The 17239-nt window shown below is 57.3% G+C and carries 13 protein-coding genes; 5 read left to right on the top strand and 8 right to left on the bottom strand.

Going from position 1 to position 17239, the window contains the following annotated elements; genetic code table 11:
• Window positions 1–50 precede the first annotated feature (50 nt).
• Window positions 51–2552, top strand: coding sequence for a copper-exporting P-type ATPase CopA (gene copA / locus BWI76_RS06905; RefSeq protein ID WP_064371472.1), 2502 nt, complete (start codon window positions 51–53; stop codon window positions 2550–2552).
• A gap of 74 nt (window positions 2553–2626) precedes the next feature.
• Here copA and BWI76_RS06900 read toward each other — a convergent pair whose 3' ends face one another.
• Genes BWI76_RS06900 through BWI76_RS06880 form a run of 5 tightly spaced genes read right to left on the bottom strand, consistent with a single transcriptional unit; the run spans window position 2627 to window position 7964 of the window.
• Entirely contained in the window at window positions 2627–3877 is a 1251-nt protein-coding gene (locus BWI76_RS06900) for a phospholipase D-like domain-containing protein (RefSeq protein ID WP_004137928.1), read from the bottom strand.
• Window positions 3870–4517, bottom strand: coding sequence for a MotA/TolQ/ExbB proton channel family protein (locus tag BWI76_RS06895; protein WP_004137930.1), 648 nt, complete (start codon window positions 4515–4517; stop codon window positions 3870–3872). Before BWI76_RS06895 ends, BWI76_RS06900 begins: the two co-directional genes overlap by 8 nt.
• A gap of 19 nt (window positions 4518–4536) precedes the next feature.
• Window positions 4537–6777 (bottom strand): TonB-dependent receptor family protein, encoded by a 2241-nt coding sequence (locus tag BWI76_RS06890; RefSeq protein WP_004137932.1) that lies wholly within the window; start codon window positions 6775–6777, stop codon window positions 4537–4539.
• Between the two features lie 34 nt (window positions 6778–6811).
• Entirely contained in the window at window positions 6812–7555 is a 744-nt protein-coding gene (locus tag BWI76_RS06885; RefSeq protein WP_004137935.1) for an energy transducer TonB, read from the bottom strand.
• A 1-nt stretch (window position 7556) separates the two neighbouring features.
• The gene (locus BWI76_RS06880; protein ID WP_004137937.1) at window positions 7557–7964 is read right to left on the bottom strand and encodes an ExbD/TolR family protein; all 408 of its coding nucleotides are present in this window, start codon (window positions 7962–7964) and stop codon (window positions 7557–7559) included.
• Between the two features lie 322 nt (window positions 7965–8286).
• Here BWI76_RS06880 and BWI76_RS06875 point away from each other — a divergent pair, with 322 nt between their 5' ends.
• The gene (locus BWI76_RS06875) at window positions 8287–9081 is read left to right on the top strand and encodes a TraB/GumN family protein (RefSeq protein ID WP_024359013.1); all 795 of its coding nucleotides are present in this window, start codon (window positions 8287–8289) and stop codon (window positions 9079–9081) included.
• A 201-nt stretch (window positions 9082–9282) separates the two neighbouring features.
• A complete protein-coding gene (ybaK, locus tag BWI76_RS06870) occupies window positions 9283–9762 on the top strand; it encodes a Cys-tRNA(Pro)/Cys-tRNA(Cys) deacylase YbaK (protein ID WP_049085218.1) in 480 nt (159 codons plus the stop codon).
• Between the two features lie 115 nt (window positions 9763–9877).
• Here ybaK and ushA read toward each other — a convergent pair whose 3' ends face one another.
• Entirely contained in the window at window positions 9878–11530 is a 1653-nt protein-coding gene (gene ushA, locus BWI76_RS06865) for a bifunctional UDP-sugar hydrolase/5'-nucleotidase UshA (protein WP_004137941.1), read from the bottom strand.
• 163 nt (window positions 11531–11693) lie between these two features.
• Here ushA and BWI76_RS06860 point away from each other — a divergent pair, with 163 nt between their 5' ends.
• Both BWI76_RS06860 and ybaL read left to right on the top strand, forming a co-directional pair.
• Window positions 11694–12914, top strand: a complete 1221-nt coding sequence (locus BWI76_RS06860; protein ID WP_024359016.1) for an MFS transporter — start codon at window positions 11694–11696, stop codon at window positions 12912–12914.
• A gap of 233 nt (window positions 12915–13147) precedes the next feature.
• The gene (gene ybaL, locus BWI76_RS06855; protein ID WP_049085221.1) at window positions 13148–14824 is read left to right on the top strand and encodes a YbaL family putative K(+) efflux transporter; all 1677 of its coding nucleotides are present in this window, start codon (window positions 13148–13150) and stop codon (window positions 14822–14824) included.
• A gap of 42 nt (window positions 14825–14866) precedes the next feature.
• Here the strand turns inward: ybaL and BWI76_RS06850 are convergent, their stop codons facing one another.
• Together BWI76_RS06850 and hemH are read right to left on the bottom strand one after the other, a co-directional pair.
• The gene (locus BWI76_RS06850; RefSeq protein WP_004137947.1) at window positions 14867–16171 is read right to left on the bottom strand and encodes an inosine/guanosine kinase; all 1305 of its coding nucleotides are present in this window, start codon (window positions 16169–16171) and stop codon (window positions 14867–14869) included.
• 63 nt (window positions 16172–16234) lie between these two features.
• Window positions 16235–17197: a ferrochelatase gene (hemH, locus tag BWI76_RS06845; RefSeq protein ID WP_004137949.1), complete on the bottom strand. Its 963-nt coding sequence runs from the start codon at window positions 17195–17197 to the stop codon at window positions 16235–16237.
• Between the last annotated feature and the right edge of the window lie 42 nt (window positions 17198–17239).

The following is a 17239-nucleotide window of genomic DNA, read 5'->3' as shown; positions in this document are numbered from 1 at the left end:
AAAGAGTGTGTTCGGTCAATCATTAACCGGAAATTATTCAGGAGTTATTTATGTCTAACACTATCGACCTTGCGCTTGATGGCCTCTCCTGCGGCCACTGCGTTAAACGGGTAAAAGAGAGCCTGGAACAGCGTCCCGACGTTGAGCAGGCGGAAGTGACCGTTACCGAAGCTCACGTGACGGGCAGCGCCAGCGCGGAAGCGCTGATTGAGACCATTAAACAGGCCGGATACGGCGCGGAGCTCAGCCACCCAAAGGCTAAACCGCTGGCAGAATCATCAATCCCGCCGGAAGCGCTGACAGCGGCCACCACTGAGCTTCCGGCAGCCCGTGACGAAGATGACAGCCAGCAGCTGTTGATCAACGGCATGAGCTGCGCCAGCTGTGTTTCTCGGGTACAAAACGCGCTTGCGGCGGTACCGGGGGTCTCACAGGCGCGGGTTAACCTGGCGGAACGCACTGCGCTGGTGATGGGCAGCGCGTCCGCCGCAGAATTAGTCCAGGCCGTAGAGAAAGCGGGCTACGGCGCGGAAGCCATCGAAGACGACCTCGAACGCCGCGAGCGTCAGCAGGAAACCGCTGTCGCCACCATGAAGCGCTTCCGCTGGCAGGCGATCGTCGCCCTGCTGGTCGGTATCCCGGTCATGGGCTGGGGGATGATCGGCGACAACATGATGGTCAGCGATGATAACCGCTCCCTGTGGCTGGCTATCGGTGTTGTCACGCTGGCGGTGATGGTGTTTGCCGGTGGCCATTTCTACCGCAGCGCGTGGAAAAGCCTGAAGAACGGCACCGCGACAATGGATACGCTGGTGGCGCTGGGTACCGGCGTCGCCTGGCTCTACTCGATGAGCGTCAATCTGTGGCCGCAGTGGTTTCCGATGGAAGCACGCCACCTCTATTATGAAGCCAGCGCGATGATTATCGGTCTGATTAACCTCGGCCATATGCTGGAAGCCCGCGCGCGCCAGCGCTCTTCGAAAGCGCTGGAAAAACTACTCGATTTAACCCCGCCGTCAGCGCGGGTGGTCACCGACGAAGGCGAAAAAGATCTGCCGCTGGCGGAGGTTCAGGCGGGAATGACCCTGCGTCTGACCACCGGCGATCGCGTACCGGTCGACGGGGTCATTAGCCAGGGCGAAGCCTGGTTCGATGAAGCGATGCTCACCGGCGAACCGGTGCCGCAGCAAAAAGGCGACGGCGACGCCGTTCATGCCGGGACCGTGGTGCAGGACGGCAGCGTGCTGTTTACCGCCAGCGCCGTCGGCAGCCAAACCACGCTGGCGCGCATTATCCGTATGGTGCGCCAGGCGCAGAGCAGTAAACCTGAAATCGGCCAGCTGGCGGACAAAATCTCCGCCGTGTTCGTCCCGGCGGTCGTGGCGATAGCCCTGTTCAGCGCCGCAATCTGGTACTTTTTTGGCCCGGCGCCGCAAATTGTCTACACCCTGGTGATCGCCACCACGGTGCTGATTATCGCCTGTCCGTGCGCCCTGGGGCTGGCGACGCCGATGTCGATTATCTCAGGCGTGGGCCGCGCAGCGGAGTTCGGGGTACTGGTGCGCGACGCCGATGCGCTGCAGCGCGCCAGCACCCTCGATACGCTGGTCTTTGATAAAACCGGTACCCTCACCGAGGGTAAACCGCAGGTGGTGGCGATAAAAACCTTTACCGCTATGGATGAATCCGCCGCTCTGCGCCTGGCGGCGTCTCTGGAGCAAGGCTCCAGTCACCCGCTGGCGCGCGCCATCCTCGACAAAGCCGCAGACCAACGCCTGCCTGCGGTAGATAATTTCCGCACGCTGCGCGGGCTGGGCGTCAGCGGCGAAGCCGAAGGCCACCGTCTGCTGCTCGGTAACCAGGCGCTGCTGAATGAGCACAAGATTGCAACGGCTGAAATAGAAGACGAAATGACCGCCCAGGCGTCACAGGGCGAGACGCCGGTACTGCTGGCGGTGGATGGTCAGGCGGCGGCGCTGTTCGCCATCCGCGATCCGCTGCGCGAAGATAGCGTGGCGGCATTAGCCAGGCTGCACCGCCAGGGCTATCGGCTGGTGATGCTGACCGGAGATAACCCCACCACCGCCAACGCTATCGCCAAAGAGGCGGGCATTGATGAGGTGATTGCCGGAGTGCTGCCGGACGGTAAAGCCGATGTGATTAAACGCCTGCAAAGCCAGGGGCACCAGGTGGCGATGATCGGCGACGGTATCAACGATGCGCCCGCGCTGGCGCAGGCCGATGTGGGCATCGCCATGGGCGGCGGCAGCGATGTCGCCATTGAAACGGCGGCTATCACCCTGATGCGCCATAGCCTGAACGGCGTCGCCGATGCGCTGGAAATCGCTAAGGCCACGCTGCGTAATATGAAGCAGAACCTGCTGGGGGCGTTTGTTTATAACTCGCTGGGCATTCCGATTGCCGCCGGGATCCTGTGGCCGCTGACCGGAACGCTGCTCAACCCGGTGGTAGCAGGCGCGGCCATGGCGCTCTCTTCGATTACCGTCGTGAGCAACGCCAACCGTCTGCTGCGCTTTAAGCCCAAAGCATAAGGCAGCCTCTGACGAGGGCGAAAACAGGTTTCCCCTCTCCCCCTTCGGGAGAGGGGAAGCCTCAGCCGATTTATCTATTCGAACTCACGGCCAGGATGCGGAACCGGATAATCAAAATCGACCTTGATCGGTGCCGCATAGCGGCTATTCCACAGCTGGCTGTAAAGCGCGTCCACGCGCGCGGCCATCGACGCATTATTCAGCACCAGCTCAAGGTTACGTGAGTTATCGAAATAGCCTCCGCTCCAGTTGCTGGTTCCGACCCACGCCGTCGTACCGTCGATGGTCATCAGCTTACTGTGTACCACCCTGGCAAAGGGGATAAACCCTCGGCTGGCGGGAGGTATGGTCACCACTTTTAGCTGAACGTTTGGCACCAGAGAGAGACTCTTCAGCCAGAATACCTCCGGCTTTTTCAGGTTCCAGTTCGCCACCATCAGCTCCACCTGTACGCCGCGGGCCGCCGCGCTGCGCAGGGCGTTATCAATGGGCGCATAAAAGGGCCGGCTCCCCTTTTCTCCCCACGCCAGCGGCGCATAGTCCATCACCTGCACCCGGATCCGCGATTTGGCGCTCGCCAGCAGCTGCGGCAGCGCCACCTGCGAATCAATCACCCCGCTCGGGTTATAATCGCGCGGGCTGGCAACCAGATAATTGCCCTGCGGGGCCGACGCTACCGCCTGCCGCGCCGGCTTCGGTACCGGCTTACTCTCCGCCAGCAGAGCTTGCGCCTGCCAGTCCTGATCGAAAATAGCCTGAATCTGCTGCACCGTTTGCGGATCGCTGATGCGCAGACCGGTCTCCTGGATCTGTTCCAGCGCGCGCCAGTCAAAATTCTGGCTACCGACAAAAGCCTCTTTGCCATCCACCAGCAGATACTTGGCGTGAACAATACCGCCGGTCAGCCGATGGAACGGAATCACCCGCAATTCCAGGTTCGGGATCGCTTTCAGGGCCGTCAGCGTTTCCGGCGTTGAAAGGCCCACGCCCTTCTCCTCCATCAGAAAACGAATTTTTACTCCACGCTCCCCGGCGGCCCGCAGACGTGCCAGAACCCCATCCAGCAGAGAGCCTTTTTCATTCGCCACATAAAACTGCGCCAGATCGATATGGCTGCGCGCCGCATCGAACATCTGCTGCCAGAGTTCGGCGGCATGACGTAAATCATTATCCTGTAAGGTGGTTTCCTGCGGCGCGTTATACACCAGCTCGTAGCCGGGTATAGAGAACGCCGCCCATACCGGCTGGCTTAACAGCATCCAGCTCCCCGCCAGCGCGCTCATCAGGCAGCCTGCCGGCCACCCGCATTGACCATGTTCAGGCATAGCGCTGCGCCTCGTGGCCTTCCCAGCGTTTGCCGCCCTGCTCCGGACGGCTGACCGGGCTGCCGGCGCGGATCAGCAGCACCTTCAGCAGTTCGTTGATTCGCTCCATGCGGCTTTGCAAATAGTTATTGCCCACCAGGCACAGCAGCGCAATCGCAATGCCCAGGCCGGTGGCATACAGGGCGGTCCCCATACCCGCAGAAACCATGCTGGCATCGGAGACGCCGGAGGCGGAAAGGGCCTTAAAGGTATCCATAATACCGAGGATCGTCCCCAGCAGGCCCAGCAGCGGCGCGGCGGTGACAACGGTTTCAAGCATCCACAGCCCACGCGACATCTGCGGTTTGCTGAGCAGATACTGAGCGTCGATCAGATCGCTCATCGCCTCACGGTCTTCCGCCGTCTGCTTTTTCTCCAGCACCGGCAGAATGAGGGTCAGCGGGAGGCTACTGCGGCCGGTCAGCGATTCTGGCAGATCCGACGCGCGACGAACGTCCGGCGTCAGCGCCTTTTCAAAGCGCAAAGCCTGACGCTGGGCCCACGAAAAATAGAGGCCGCGTTCAACCAGTATCACCACGGCGATCGCCAGCGCGGCGTACATAACGTAGAAAATAATATCGTGAATCAGATTGGCATCCATCAGAGTGCCCTCCGGTTAATTAAAAGGTTGCTTCCAGCGAGACGCTAAAGGTGCGCTCTTCGCCAACGTTGTAGTACGGGGTACTGGCCTTCACGCCGTCGTAAGCCGCCGCGTTAAAAGTCGTCGAGCGGACGGAGGTCAGGTACTGTTTATCGAACAGGTTATCGATGCCAAAGCGCAGGGTGGCGCTTTTGACAATCTTTTTATCCACCGGCAGATGCACGCCCGCGGCGACATCAAAGACCGTGCGCCCGCCGATTTTTTCGTCGTTGGTCAAATCGCCGTAGAACGAACTGACGTATTTGCCGCCGAAGCTGCCGTAGTAGAGACCATCGTCATAGCCCAGCGACGCGTTAAGCATGTTTTTCGGTACGTTTGGCACCGTTTTGCCCGCTGTTGGCAGCGGATGTCCGCCGTTGCTCACAATGTCGTCTTTTTGTTCGGAATGGGTGTAGGTATAAGAGGTGTAGTAGTTGAAGTTGTACGGCAGCTTACCGCTCCACTCCAGCTCCAGACCTTTACTCTCCACGCTGCCGATGTTCATCATTTCGTAGTCACCATCCGCATTGGTGGTCGAAATCTGCCGGTCGGTATAGCGCATATAGAAGAGCGTCGCGCTCAGCAGCATATCTTCGCGCTGAAAACGCCAGCCCAGCTCGTGGTTCCAGCTCAGCTCAGGTTTGGTGCTGATCGAATCGCCGACGTTGTAGAGCACGTAGTTGGGTGGCGTACGCATGTTGCGCGTCAGGTTATAGAACAGCTGATTTTCGCTATCCGGCTTATAGCTGATGCTAAAGTTCGGCAGGAATTCATGGTAGGTCGCCTGGCGTTTTTCCGCAGCGCTATACAGGCTGCCTTTATTATCGCCTTTACGTTCTACATACTGATAAGCCAGCCCGCCCACCAGCGTCCAGTCTGGCGTCACGAACCAGCTGTCCTGAAGCCATACTTTGTGCGCAGGAGTCACCGTGTACTGGTTACGCCCCTGTACCGTATTGCCGTTCGCATCTTTAACCTGATCGGAACCACCCGGTTTGCCGGAAACGTTCGCCGGGTTGCCATCGTCCTGAATGCTAATAAACGGCTGGGTCTGCGACTGACGCGCGCGCTCGTACCAGTAGCCAATATCCAGGCTGTGTTCGTCGTTAATATCCCACTTCAATTTCGTGGTAACGCCCGGCCGCCAGGTCTGGGTCCACGAAGGCCGGTAGTAGGTATTGGAAGTCAGGTTGCTGAGATCGTACTGTCCGGCGGTATCAGACGTATTGGACAGCACCGAGGCCGTTTGTCCGGTAAAGCTGCCGCCGTTACCCCAGTAGTAATAGGGCTGAACGGTCAACGCGAGGTTATCGCGCAGCTGTAAGCGCTGGGTAAAAGAGAGGGTGAAGGTTTCAAACGGATTACGGTTCAGCTTGTAATATTTGCTCAGTTGACCTTTGCTGTTGTAGACCGGGGTGGTCGAGTAGTCCTGACGCGGGTCTTCTTCGAACTGCGCTTTACTCAGGGTGTTATAGTTGCTGTTATCCTGACGGTTATACTTCATGATCAGGTTGCTGCTGTTGCCGTTGCCATCCTCGTACAGCGAGTTCATTTCGAACTTATCGGAATAATTACGCCCCTCCCCGCGCCATTTTTTGGCTTCAGTATGCGAGTACGAGAGCCAGTTGCTAAAACCGTTGTACTCCCCGGTCTCCAGACGAGCGAAAGTTTTGCTGAGGTTATGGCTGCCGAGCGTTTGTTTGACGAAGCCGCCAAACTCCTTTGAGGGACGCTTTGTCACAAGGCCAATATTACCGCCGCTGGAACCAATATGCGGGCCGTCAGCCTCGGAAGAGCCTTGGGTGACAAAGATCTGCTCAAGGTTTTCCGCGTCGCCCAGCAGGTTGGGGTAGACAGCATAGTTGCCCGAGTCGTTAATCGGGATGCCGTCCATCGACAGGCCGATCTGATCCGAGTTCATCCCGCGCATGGTGTAGTCGATACCGCTCAGGCCGCTGGCGTCATTGCTGTTGACGTTCATTCCCGGCGTATATTTCAGCATGTCGATAGCGTTGCTGGCGCCGGGGGCTTTTTCCATCGCCTCTTTGGTCAGGGTGGAACGCGCTTTGCCGCTGTCTTCCTGCACCATCAGACCGCCGCCGAGCGATTGCCCCTTAACGTTAATCTCCCCCACGTCGCTGCTTTCCGCCGCCAGCGAGGCCCCCGATAACAGGGCCGACACCACGGCTAACGCAATCCCAGAATAATTAAAGTTTTTCATTTCTTTTCCTGTAAAAACAAATGATTAATTAGGCTTATGGCGCCTGATAATTAAACGTCGCGGTAAATTTTTTGCTGCTTTGTCCGGCAAAAGCCTCTTCAGGGAAGGGCTTCAGCTGGCTGATGCTTTGCAGGGAACTAAGCGCAGCGCGATTGAGCAGCATGTTCGGCGCCCTGCTGGCAATACCGGAAGCCAGCACTCTGCCGCTGCGGTCAACCTCCAGCCAGACCTCCACGTTGCCCTGCGGGCGCTCCAGCGAAGCCTGACGGCCGCTCGGGTAGCGCTTGCGCTGCTCCAGCTCCCGGCGCAGCGCCTGCAGATAGCCGTTTTCCACCGCCTGCGCGTTCGCCTTCGGCGCCGGGGGAGAAGGCGGCGGGGCCGGTTTACTCGCCGGGCGACGAACGGCGGCGGGCTGCGGAGCCGCGATCGCCTGCGGTTTCGGCGCTTTTTCCTTCACAACCGGTTTGGGCCTGGGTTTGGCTTTCGGTTTAACAACCGGTTTGGCCTGGATAATGGGTTCTGGCGCAGAAACGACGGGTTCAGCGACCGCCTCCGGTTCCGGCTCAGGTTGAATTTGCGGCGGTATTTCCGGCTGCGGTTCCGGGACAGGCTCCGGCTGCGGCGGTTCGGGTTCAGCCAGCGACAGTTCCATGACCGTATCGTCGTAATGCGGTTTGACCTGCAGCACTGCCTGCTGGCTGACAAACAGTAAACATCCGGCGACGACAAGGGCGGGTAGCCAGCTAACAACGTGACGTGAGCGATAAAGCAGGTACATATCACTGCTTCCGTGTGGCAATGGAAATGGAGAAGAAACCACCCTGACGCAGGGTATCCATCACGGCGATCAGGCGTTCCACCGCAACCTCTTTATCGCTGTTCACGATAATGGTGGTGGTTTGGTTTTCCTGCTGCTGCTGCTTCAGGGTATTGACCAGCGCATTCAGGGGCAGCGGCTGGCCATCAAGCTGCAGCTGGTCGTCGGCGCCGAGGGTGATAATGGCTTTTTTTTGCGGTTTAAGCTGTTGGGCGCTGCCAGCCGACGGCAGCTGCGTTTTCAAGCCCAGAGCCGGGATCACATTCAGGCTAATCAGGACAAAGAAAACCAGTAGAAACATCATCACATCGATCATCGGGATCAGCTCGATATGGGCTTTATTCTTTTTAGGCTCACTCCAGTTACGCATGTCACTCCCCCCAAAAATTGAAGGGGCCAATATAGAAGCGTTTTGTTTATTTTTTGTTACAGATTTTTTATTTTATTATCACAATCGAGGAATATTTGAGAAAAAAACACCATATCAATTCACGTTATAAATAGTCATACCATTGTTTTTTAAGTGATAATTAATTTCAAAACGCCATTACAGAAATGACAAAAAAGAGAACATCAAATTTTTTTGTTATTTTCGTGACATTGCAAAACGCCTCTTCCGTCGCGCACGTTGAGTCCCCTTGCGCCCCAGCCCCCCGCGCGCTAGCATGGCTTCCTCACACTACGGAGCACGTATGGGCCTGTTAAACCGAATAAAAATGCTGTGGCAAGCCGCCGTCGGCTCGTCTTATTCCTGGCCCGCGCTGGACATCACCCTGCCCGGCGAGCGCTATCTACATCTGGTCGGCAGTATTCATATGGGCACCCGCGACATGTCGCCGCCGCCCGCCAGGTTATTAAAAAAGATCCGCCAGGCCGATGCGCTGATTGTGGAAGCGGATATTAGCGGCAGCGAAACGCCGTTCAGCAACCTCCCCTCCTGTCCGCCGCTAGCGGAACGCCTGAGCCCATCCCAGCTTGCAGAACTGCAAGATCGTGCGGGAGAAATGGGTCTGTCTATCGCGTTGTTCGACAACCAGCCGCTGTGGCAGGTGGCGATGGTATTGCAGGCGACTCAGGCGCAAAAATTAGGGCTAAGAGCAGACTACGGCATTGATTATCAGCTGCTGATGGCAGCGCGCGAGAGCCATATCCGCGTGATGGAGCTGGAGGGCGCCGATAGTCAGATTGCGCTGCTGCGGGATCTGCCCGACGGCGGGCTGGCGCTGCTGGAAGATACCCTCACCCACTGGCGCACGAATGCGCGTCTGCTGCAGGTGATGATCGGCTGGTGGCTGGAACAGCCGCCGTCACAAGGAACAACCTCGCTACCGACCACCTTTAGCCAGTCGCTGTATGACGTGCTGATGCACCAGCGCAACCTCGCCTGGCGCGAAACGCTGCTGGCGCTGCCGCCGGGGCGCTACGTGGTTGCCGTCGGGGCGCTACATTTATACGGGGAAGGGAATCTGCCGGATATGCTGACGTAAAAAAATGGCCAATATTTCTATTGGCCCGTCAAAGAGGAATTTCATCATTATTATTATTCCGGGGTTCGCGCCCCGGATCGTCTGATTGTCGCTCAAAGTGACCATCACTGCCAACACTATTGCGCAAGATGATACTATTTTTTAGACAGCCGTCGGGCGTATGCTTATGTCACATTTAATCGGTTGGTAAGAAGGATAACGATGACTCCCGCCGTAAAATTACTCGAAAAAAACAAAATTAGTTTTCAAATCCACAGCTACGATCACGATCCGCACGAAACCAATTTTGGCGATGAGGTGGTGCGCAAGCTGGGGCTCAACGCCGACCAGGTCTATAAAACGCTGCTGGTCGCCGTTAACGGCGACATGAAGCATCTGGCCGTCGCGGTGACGCCGGTAGCGGGTCAGCTGGATTTGAAAAAGGTGGCGAAAGCCTTAGGCGCGAAGAAAGTGGATATGGCAGACCCGATGGTCGCGCAGCGGGTCACCGGTTATCTGGTGGGCGGTATCAGCCCGCTCGGGCAGAAAAAACGTCTGCCGACGGTGATAGACGCGCCGGCCCAGGAGTTCGCCACCATCTATATTTCCGGCGGCAAACGCGGCCTGGATATTGAGCTGGCGGCCAGCGATCTGGCGAAGATCCTTGCGGCGAAATTCGCCGATATCGCGCGGCGCGATTAATTTACGGATTTTCGTCAGAGGACAATCCCGGAGGCGGCGCTGACGCGCCTTGTCCGGCTATAAAATCCACAACCGCTCAGACCTGTAGCCCCCGCCACCGGGGGCTACTCTGACGTTACTGCCAGCTCACCTCGCCTTTCGGCTCATAGGCTGCCGCGTCGAGCGGTGAGTTTTTCTGGATATACTCTTTCAACACTTCGGCGTCGATAAAGCCGGTATTCACATAGCCGGGCTTAGTATCGATATGCGGGTAGCCGTCGCCGCCGGTGGCGTTAAAGCTCAGGGTCGCCATACGGTAGGTCTTCGCCGGATCGACCGGTTCACCTTTGATGGTCAAATTGTTAAGCTTGCCGTCTTTGGCCACAAAACCGACGTTGGCAAACTGCGGATAGGCGCCGGAGTCGGGTTTCATCTGCGCCACCGCGGTCAGATACTCCGTCACTTCCTTACCGCTCATATCGACATACACCAGCACGTTGCCGAAGGGTTGTACCTTCATCACGTCTTTATAGGTGATATCGCCCGCTTCAATCGAGTCACGTACTCCGCCGCCGCTCATCACCGCGAAATCGGCATTGCTACGCGCCATCTGCGCCGCCAGCAGCAGACGTCCCACATTGGTTTGCACAAAACGCACTTTGCTGCGATCGCCCTCCAGATGCGCGTTCACGCTACCAATTTTCACCTGCAGCTGCGCTTTGCCTTTATTCTGGTACGGCGTCAGCAGAGAGAGCATCTGCGGGCTTTCAGGGATTTGCGGCGTATAGAGCACGCGCTCGCTCTCGCCGTTGTCGTAAGTGACCTTTTTCTTCAGGTTGACCGGGATCAGCTGATAGTGCACCAGCTTCATTTCGCCGTTGCGGAATTCGAAGTCGGCGCGGCCCACGTATTTGCCCCACTCGTGGGCCTGCACGATCCAGATACCGTTCTGCTTGTCCGGCGCGCACGGGCTGCCCGGGACATAATCCACCTGCTTTTTATTCTCCGATGCCATGCATACCGGGTCCTGCGAGTGGCCGCCGACGATCATCGCCAGCGATCCCGCAGGCAGGCTGCGCGCCATCTCAACGTCGCCAGGCGCATTAGAGCCGTGGGCGCCGTTGTCATAATGACCCATATGGGTGGTGGCCAGAATCACATCCGGTTTTTCGTTCTGCTGCAGTTCCTGGATAACCAGTTTGGCCTCTTCCGCCGGCTTTCGGAACTCGATATCGGTAAAGAACTCGGGATTGCCGATTTTAGCCGTATCGTCGGTCGTCAGGCCGATAACCGCAATATTCAGTCCGCCGCGCTTGAACAGCGCCCACGGCTTAAACAGACGCTCGCCGGTGCTTTTCTGGTAAATATTGGCGGAGAGGAAGGGGAACTTCGCCCATTTTTCCTGCTGACGCAGTACGCTAAGGGGATTATCAAACTCGTGATTGCCTACCGCCATCGCATCGTAGCCAATCAGGTTCATCCCGCGAAAATCGGGTTCCGCATCCTGTAAGTCGGATTCCGGCACGCCGGTATTGATATCGCCGCCGGATAACAACAGCACGCTGCCGCCCTCGTCCGCCACCTCTTTGCGGATACCGTCCACCAGCGTTTTTTGTGCCGACAGCCCGTATTCGCCGTAGTCGCTGCGCCAGAAGTGACCATGATGATCGTTCGTATGCAGGATGGTAATTTTATAGGTTTTATCCTGCTCATAAGCCTGCGCTGACAGGCTCCCCAGCGATAACGCGGTAAATAGCGCCAGCGCGACGCCTCGTTTAATAAGGTGCATATTTCTCTCCCTGACAAAGTAACAAGTGCCGAAAGTATAGCGAGATAGCGAATTAGACAAATATGTTTTCAGAATTGCGACTTCCTTCAAACCTTAGCGGCAGGTATGTTAGGCAGATAATAATTCCACCTGCATCCTCTATAAAAAACACTTAAGCGAACCTATGGCAATGAATCAGACCGCACAACCCTTATCCGGCCCTGCTGCTGCGCCGCAAAAAGCACGCACTTCGTTTCGCATTCTCGGGGCCATCAGCCTCTCGCATTTGCTGAACGATATGATCCAATCGCTTATTCTGGCTATCTACCCGCTGCTTCAGGCCGAGTTCTCGCTGACCTTTGTGCAGATTGGGATGATCACCCTCACCTTCCAGCTGGCCTCATCGCTACTGCAGCCGGTTGTCGGCTACCTGACCGACAAACACCCGATGCCGTGGTCGCTGCCAATTGGCATGTGCTTTACCCTGAGCGGTCTGGTGCTGCTGGCGATATCCGGCAGCTTCGGGATGGTTCTGCTCGCTGCCGCGCTGGTCGGGACCGGATCGTCGGTCTTTCATCCGGAGTCTTCTCGCGTGGCGCGCATGGCCTCCGGCGGACGTCATGGCCTGGCGCAGTCGATATTCCAGGTCGGCGGCAACTTCGGCAGCTCGTTAGGTCCGCTGCTTGCGGCCCTGATTATCGCGCCTTACGGCAAAGGGAACGTCGGCTGGTTTGTCCTGGCGGCGCTGCTGGCGATCGTCGTGCTGGCGCAGATCAGCCGCTGGTATGCCGCTCAGCACCGTCTGAACAAAGGTAAACCGAAAGCGGTGGTGGTTAATCCGCTGCCGAAAAATAAAGTCATTCTGGCGGTTAGCATCCTGTTAATGCTCATTTTCTCGAAATATTTCTATATGGCGAGCATCAGTAGCTATTACACCTTTTATCTGATGCAAAAGTTCGGATTGTCGGTACAAAATGCCCAGTTCCACCTATTTGCCTTTCTTTTTGCCGTCGCGGCAGGAACGGTGATTGGCGGGCCTGTTGGTGACAAGATTGGGCGTAAATATGTAATTTGGGGCTCTATCCTTGGCGTAGCGCCGTTTACCCTCGTTTTACCCTATGCATCGCTGGAGTGGACCGGTATTTTGACGGTGATTATTGGTTTTATTCTCGCTTCGGCCTTTTCCGCTATTCTGGTCTATGCCCAGGAGCTGCTCCCGGGGCGGATCGGCATGGTTTCTGGTTTGTTTTTCGGTTTCGCCTTTGGCATGGGCGGCCTTGGAGCCGCGGTGCTGGGGCTTTTAGCTGACCATACCAGTATCGAACTGGTCTATAAAATCTGTGCTTTCCTGCCGCTTCTCGGCATTCTGACGATATTTCTTCCTGATAACCGCCAAAAGTCGTGATTATCCGGCAGCCAAAGTGCAACTTTGGCTGCCGCAATCCCTTACTCCATCGGCATTACCCCGCATAACCTGCTGCCATTTGGCTGTCCGTGCCTTTTTAGGCGTCAATTCCATTTTTCTGCAAAATTCAATAATTATTCATAAACAAAACCACTGAAATTGTCATAAACTATTATTCGGTTTTTTGGTTTTTGTGCCGAAAATGGATCAGCTCACCACTGCAAGGAGACGGAATGCACCACGCAACACCGCTAATCACCACCATTGTCGGCGGCCTTGTGCTCGCCTTTATTCTCGGCATGATTGCCAATAAGCTACGTATTTCTCCTCTGGTGGGATATTTATTAGCGGGCGTGCTGGCCGGACCTTTTACCCCGGGTTTTGTTGCTGATACCAAGCTGGCGCCGGAGCTGGCCGAGCTTGGCGTGATCCTGCTGATGTTCGGCGTGGGTCTGCATTTCTCCTTAAAAGATTTGATGGCGGTCAAGGCCATCGCCATCCCGGGCGCTATCGCCCAGATAGCCGTGGCGACGCTGTTGGGCATGGCGCTCTCTGCCATGCTGGGCTGGTCGTTAATGACCGGCATCGTCTTTGGTTTGTGTCTTTCTACCGCCAGTACCGTGGTGCTGCTGCGCGCGCTGGAAGAACGACAGCTTATTGATAGCCAGCGGGGGCAAATCGCCATCGGCTGGCTGATTGTTGAAGATCTGGTGATGGTGCTGACGCTGGTGCTGCTGCCAGCGGTCGCAGGCATGACGGAGAAAGGCGACGTGGGTCTGGCTTCCCTGGCCCTCGATATGGGCATTACCATTGGTAAAGTCGTCGCCTTTATCGCGATTATGATGCTGGTGGGCCGCCGCCTGGTGCCGTGGATTTTGTCACGCAGCGCGGCAACCGGTTCGCGCGAGCTGTTTACCCTGTCGGTACTGGCGTTAGCGCTCGGCATCGCCTTCGGCGCCGTTGAGCTGTTTGACGTCTCCTTCGCCCTCGGCGCCTTCTTCGCCGGAATGGTGCTCAATGAATCCGAACTCAGCCATCGCGCCGCCCACGATACGCTGCCGCTGCGCGACGCGTTCGCCGTGCTGTTCTTTGTCTCCGTGGGAATGCTGTTTGATCCGATGATCCTGCTTGAGCAGCCGCTGGCGGTGCTCGCGACGCTGGCCATCATTATTTTCGGTAAATCGGCCGCCGCTTTCTTCCTGGTGCGGATGTTTGGCCACTCGCCGCGCACTGCCCTGACCATTGCCGCCAGTCTGGCGCAAATCGGTGAATTCGCCTTTATTCTTGCCGGTCTGGGAATGGCGCTGGATCTGCTGCCGCAGGCCGGGCAGAACCTGGTGCTTGCCGGCGCCATTATCTCCATCATGCTCAACCCGGTCCTGTTTACCCTGCTGGAAAAATACCTCGATAAAACGGAGACGCTGGACGAACAGACGCTGGAAGAAGTGCTGGAAGATGAGAAACAGATCCCCGTTGATATCTGTAACCATGCGCTGCTGGTCGGTTTTGGTCGCGTCGGGAGCCTGCTTGGTGAAAAACTGATGGCTCAGGGGATACCGCTGGTGGTTATCGAAACGTCGCGCACCCGCGTTGACGAACTGCGCGCGCGGGGTATTCGCGCGGTATTAGGCAACGCCGCCAATGAAGAGATTATGAATCTGGCGCATCTGGACTGCGCCCGCTGGCTGCTGCTGACCATTCCTAACGGCTACGAGGCCGGGGAAATCGTCGCTTCCGCGCGAGAAAAATGCCCGAATATCGAGATCATCGCGCGCGCGCATTACGACGATGAGGTGGAATATATTGTTGAACGCGGCGCCAACCAGGTGGTGATGGGTGAACGAGAAATCGCCCGCGCCATGCTTAAGCTGCTTGAAACGCCGCCAGCCGGCGAGCTTATTACCGGTTAATGCTTCGGCCCCGGATGACCGGGGCCAGCTTTATCCGGCCGCTTAACGATCCCAGTAAGCTTCTTCCAGGCTGTCTTCACGCTCCGGCAGGCCGCGGGTCAGACGCGGTGAATGCTGGTTCAGCACCTGATAGCTCACGCGGTTAGCGTATTTACACACCTGCGCCAGCGAGGAATAGGTCAGCCATTTGCATTTGTGCTTGCTGGAGTTCGGCACGTTATTGCGATGATAATTATTAGCGGTGATGTCGTGCAGCAGCGCCGCCAGCGCGCCGTCGCCCGCGCCGTTGGTATTCATGATCTTCTCCGGCCCGCCCATATAGGGTGCGATATGCGAATAAATACGCAGCGGATTTTCGCAATCCTGATGACGCATCGCGCGGCTGAATTCATACTGGTTAAACTCGGCAATCGCGCCCGGCAGCAGCGGATGCTGCGTTTTGCGCTTAGCCTCATCCTCGGTAAAGCTGGCCATATACAGCCCGGCAGGCCCGGCGGTGCACAGCACCAGGTCAACCCATTCCAGCGCCTTGTCGGAAGCCAGCAGCGGATCGGACAGCCCGGTCAGCGCTTCCGCCTCCTCTTCATTCATCGCCAGAATGGAAACGTGCTCTTTGAGGAACGCCTGCCACCACGCCGGATTATCGGCGATGACGTATTTGGTGCCCAGGGTCAGGACCACCGGTACATCGTGCTTTTTCGCATATGCGATGGCCTGCATCGTCGCGTCCGGCATCGGCTCGCCCGGCTTGCAGCGTACGAGATAGGAGGTCAGCACCAGCGCGGAAGCACCGGCGATTACGCTTTCCGGAATGCTTTCCGGGCGGAGCTTATTCATATGGCCGGGGCTGATCGCAAAGGTGCGCTCGCCGGAGTCGCTAATAAGGGTAAAGCAGCGACCAATCGCGCCATCCACCCCTTGCAGATAGTTCAGATCGGTACGGCTGGAGGTGTTGCACAGGTAGCGATAGGCGTAGCCGCCGATTTCAATATTGCTGCACATCACGCCAAGCAGAACCGAGCGGTCATCCGCCAGCACCGAGTAGTTGTGCATGGTGTTTCCGATGGTACCGCCGGCAAACTGATGGGTAATCAGGTCGTTGCGGACCAGTTCCTGGTACAGCGCCTCGGCGACGTCATCTTCAATCACCAGCGAATGCCCGGCGCTCAGGCCGTAGCGTACGATAAACGCCTCATCCACTTTCGCTTCGATATCAACGAGGGTTTGATCGATGCCGACGACCCAGGCGACGTTAGATTCATTATCCGGCTGAATTTGCTGCAGCAGCGGATCGCGAGCATTGACGGGAAAGTAGTGTTTGGATTTGCGTTTACCGGGAAATTTCATAGTGGCGATTTATTGGCAGTGAACAAGCGGGGAATAGTAGCATACTCCCCGCCGCACGCGCGATCAGCGATATTTCGCCGTCAGGTTGACCATCATTTCAATATGCGCGGTGTCCGCATTAAGCGCCGGAATGTACTCATATTGCTGGCCGCCAGCCTCGAGGAAGATTTCCCGATTTTGCACGGCAATCTCCTCCAGCGTCTCCAGGCAATCGGCGGCAAAGCCGGGACAGATAACCTGGATATGCTTCACCCCTTTCTCACCGAGCATTTTCAGCGTTTCGTCGGTATAGGGCGTCAGCCAGGGCTCACGACCAAAGCGCGACTGGAACGTCATCATCACCCGGTCATGCGGCAGACCCAGGGCGGAAACCAGCTCACGGGTGGTATCGCGACAGCGCTGAGGATAGGTATCCCCCTGCTGCGCGTAACGCTGCGGGATCCCATGATAGGAGAGCAGCAGTAAATCCGGCTCGCCGTGCACCGCAAAGGACGCGCGCACGCTGGCGGCCAGCGCGTGAATATAGTCCACGTCATCGGCGTAGTCGCGAATAAAAGAGATTCCGGGGATCGCGCGCTTTTTGGCAAGAATACGCCCCAGCTCATCCCACACCGCCGCCACGGTGGAGCAGGAGTATTGCGGATAGAGCGGTAGCACCACGATGTGATCCACGCCCTGCGCCAGCAGTTCATCGACCGCGCTCTCCAGCGACGGCGAACCATAGCTCATCCCCAGCGCCACCGGCGTATCCGCAAGCCGCGCGGCCAGCGCCTGCCGCTGCTGCTGGCTGTAGACCATCAGCGGCGAGCCTTCTTCCATCCAGATGGACTGATAGAGCTTAGCGACCCTGGGGGCGCGCAGGGGCAGTATCACGCCGCGCAGCAGCGGCCACCACAGTAGACGGGAGGTATCCACCACGCGCTTGTCGCTGAGAAACTGTCGCAGATAGCGCTTTACCGCGTCGGGCGTGGGCGCATCGGGAGTGCCTAAATTGGCTAATAAGATACCTGTTTTCGTCTGATGCATTACCGCCTCTTAACCATTTGAATCGCTGACAATTGTAGCTGA

Source organism: Klebsiella sp. M5al, assembly GCF_002090195.1.
Classification (GTDB): domain Bacteria; phylum Pseudomonadota; class Gammaproteobacteria; order Enterobacterales; family Enterobacteriaceae; genus Klebsiella; species Klebsiella grimontii.
The sequence above is the reverse complement of the archived record's forward strand: the minus strand, read 5'-3'. Positions and strand labels throughout refer to the sequence as shown.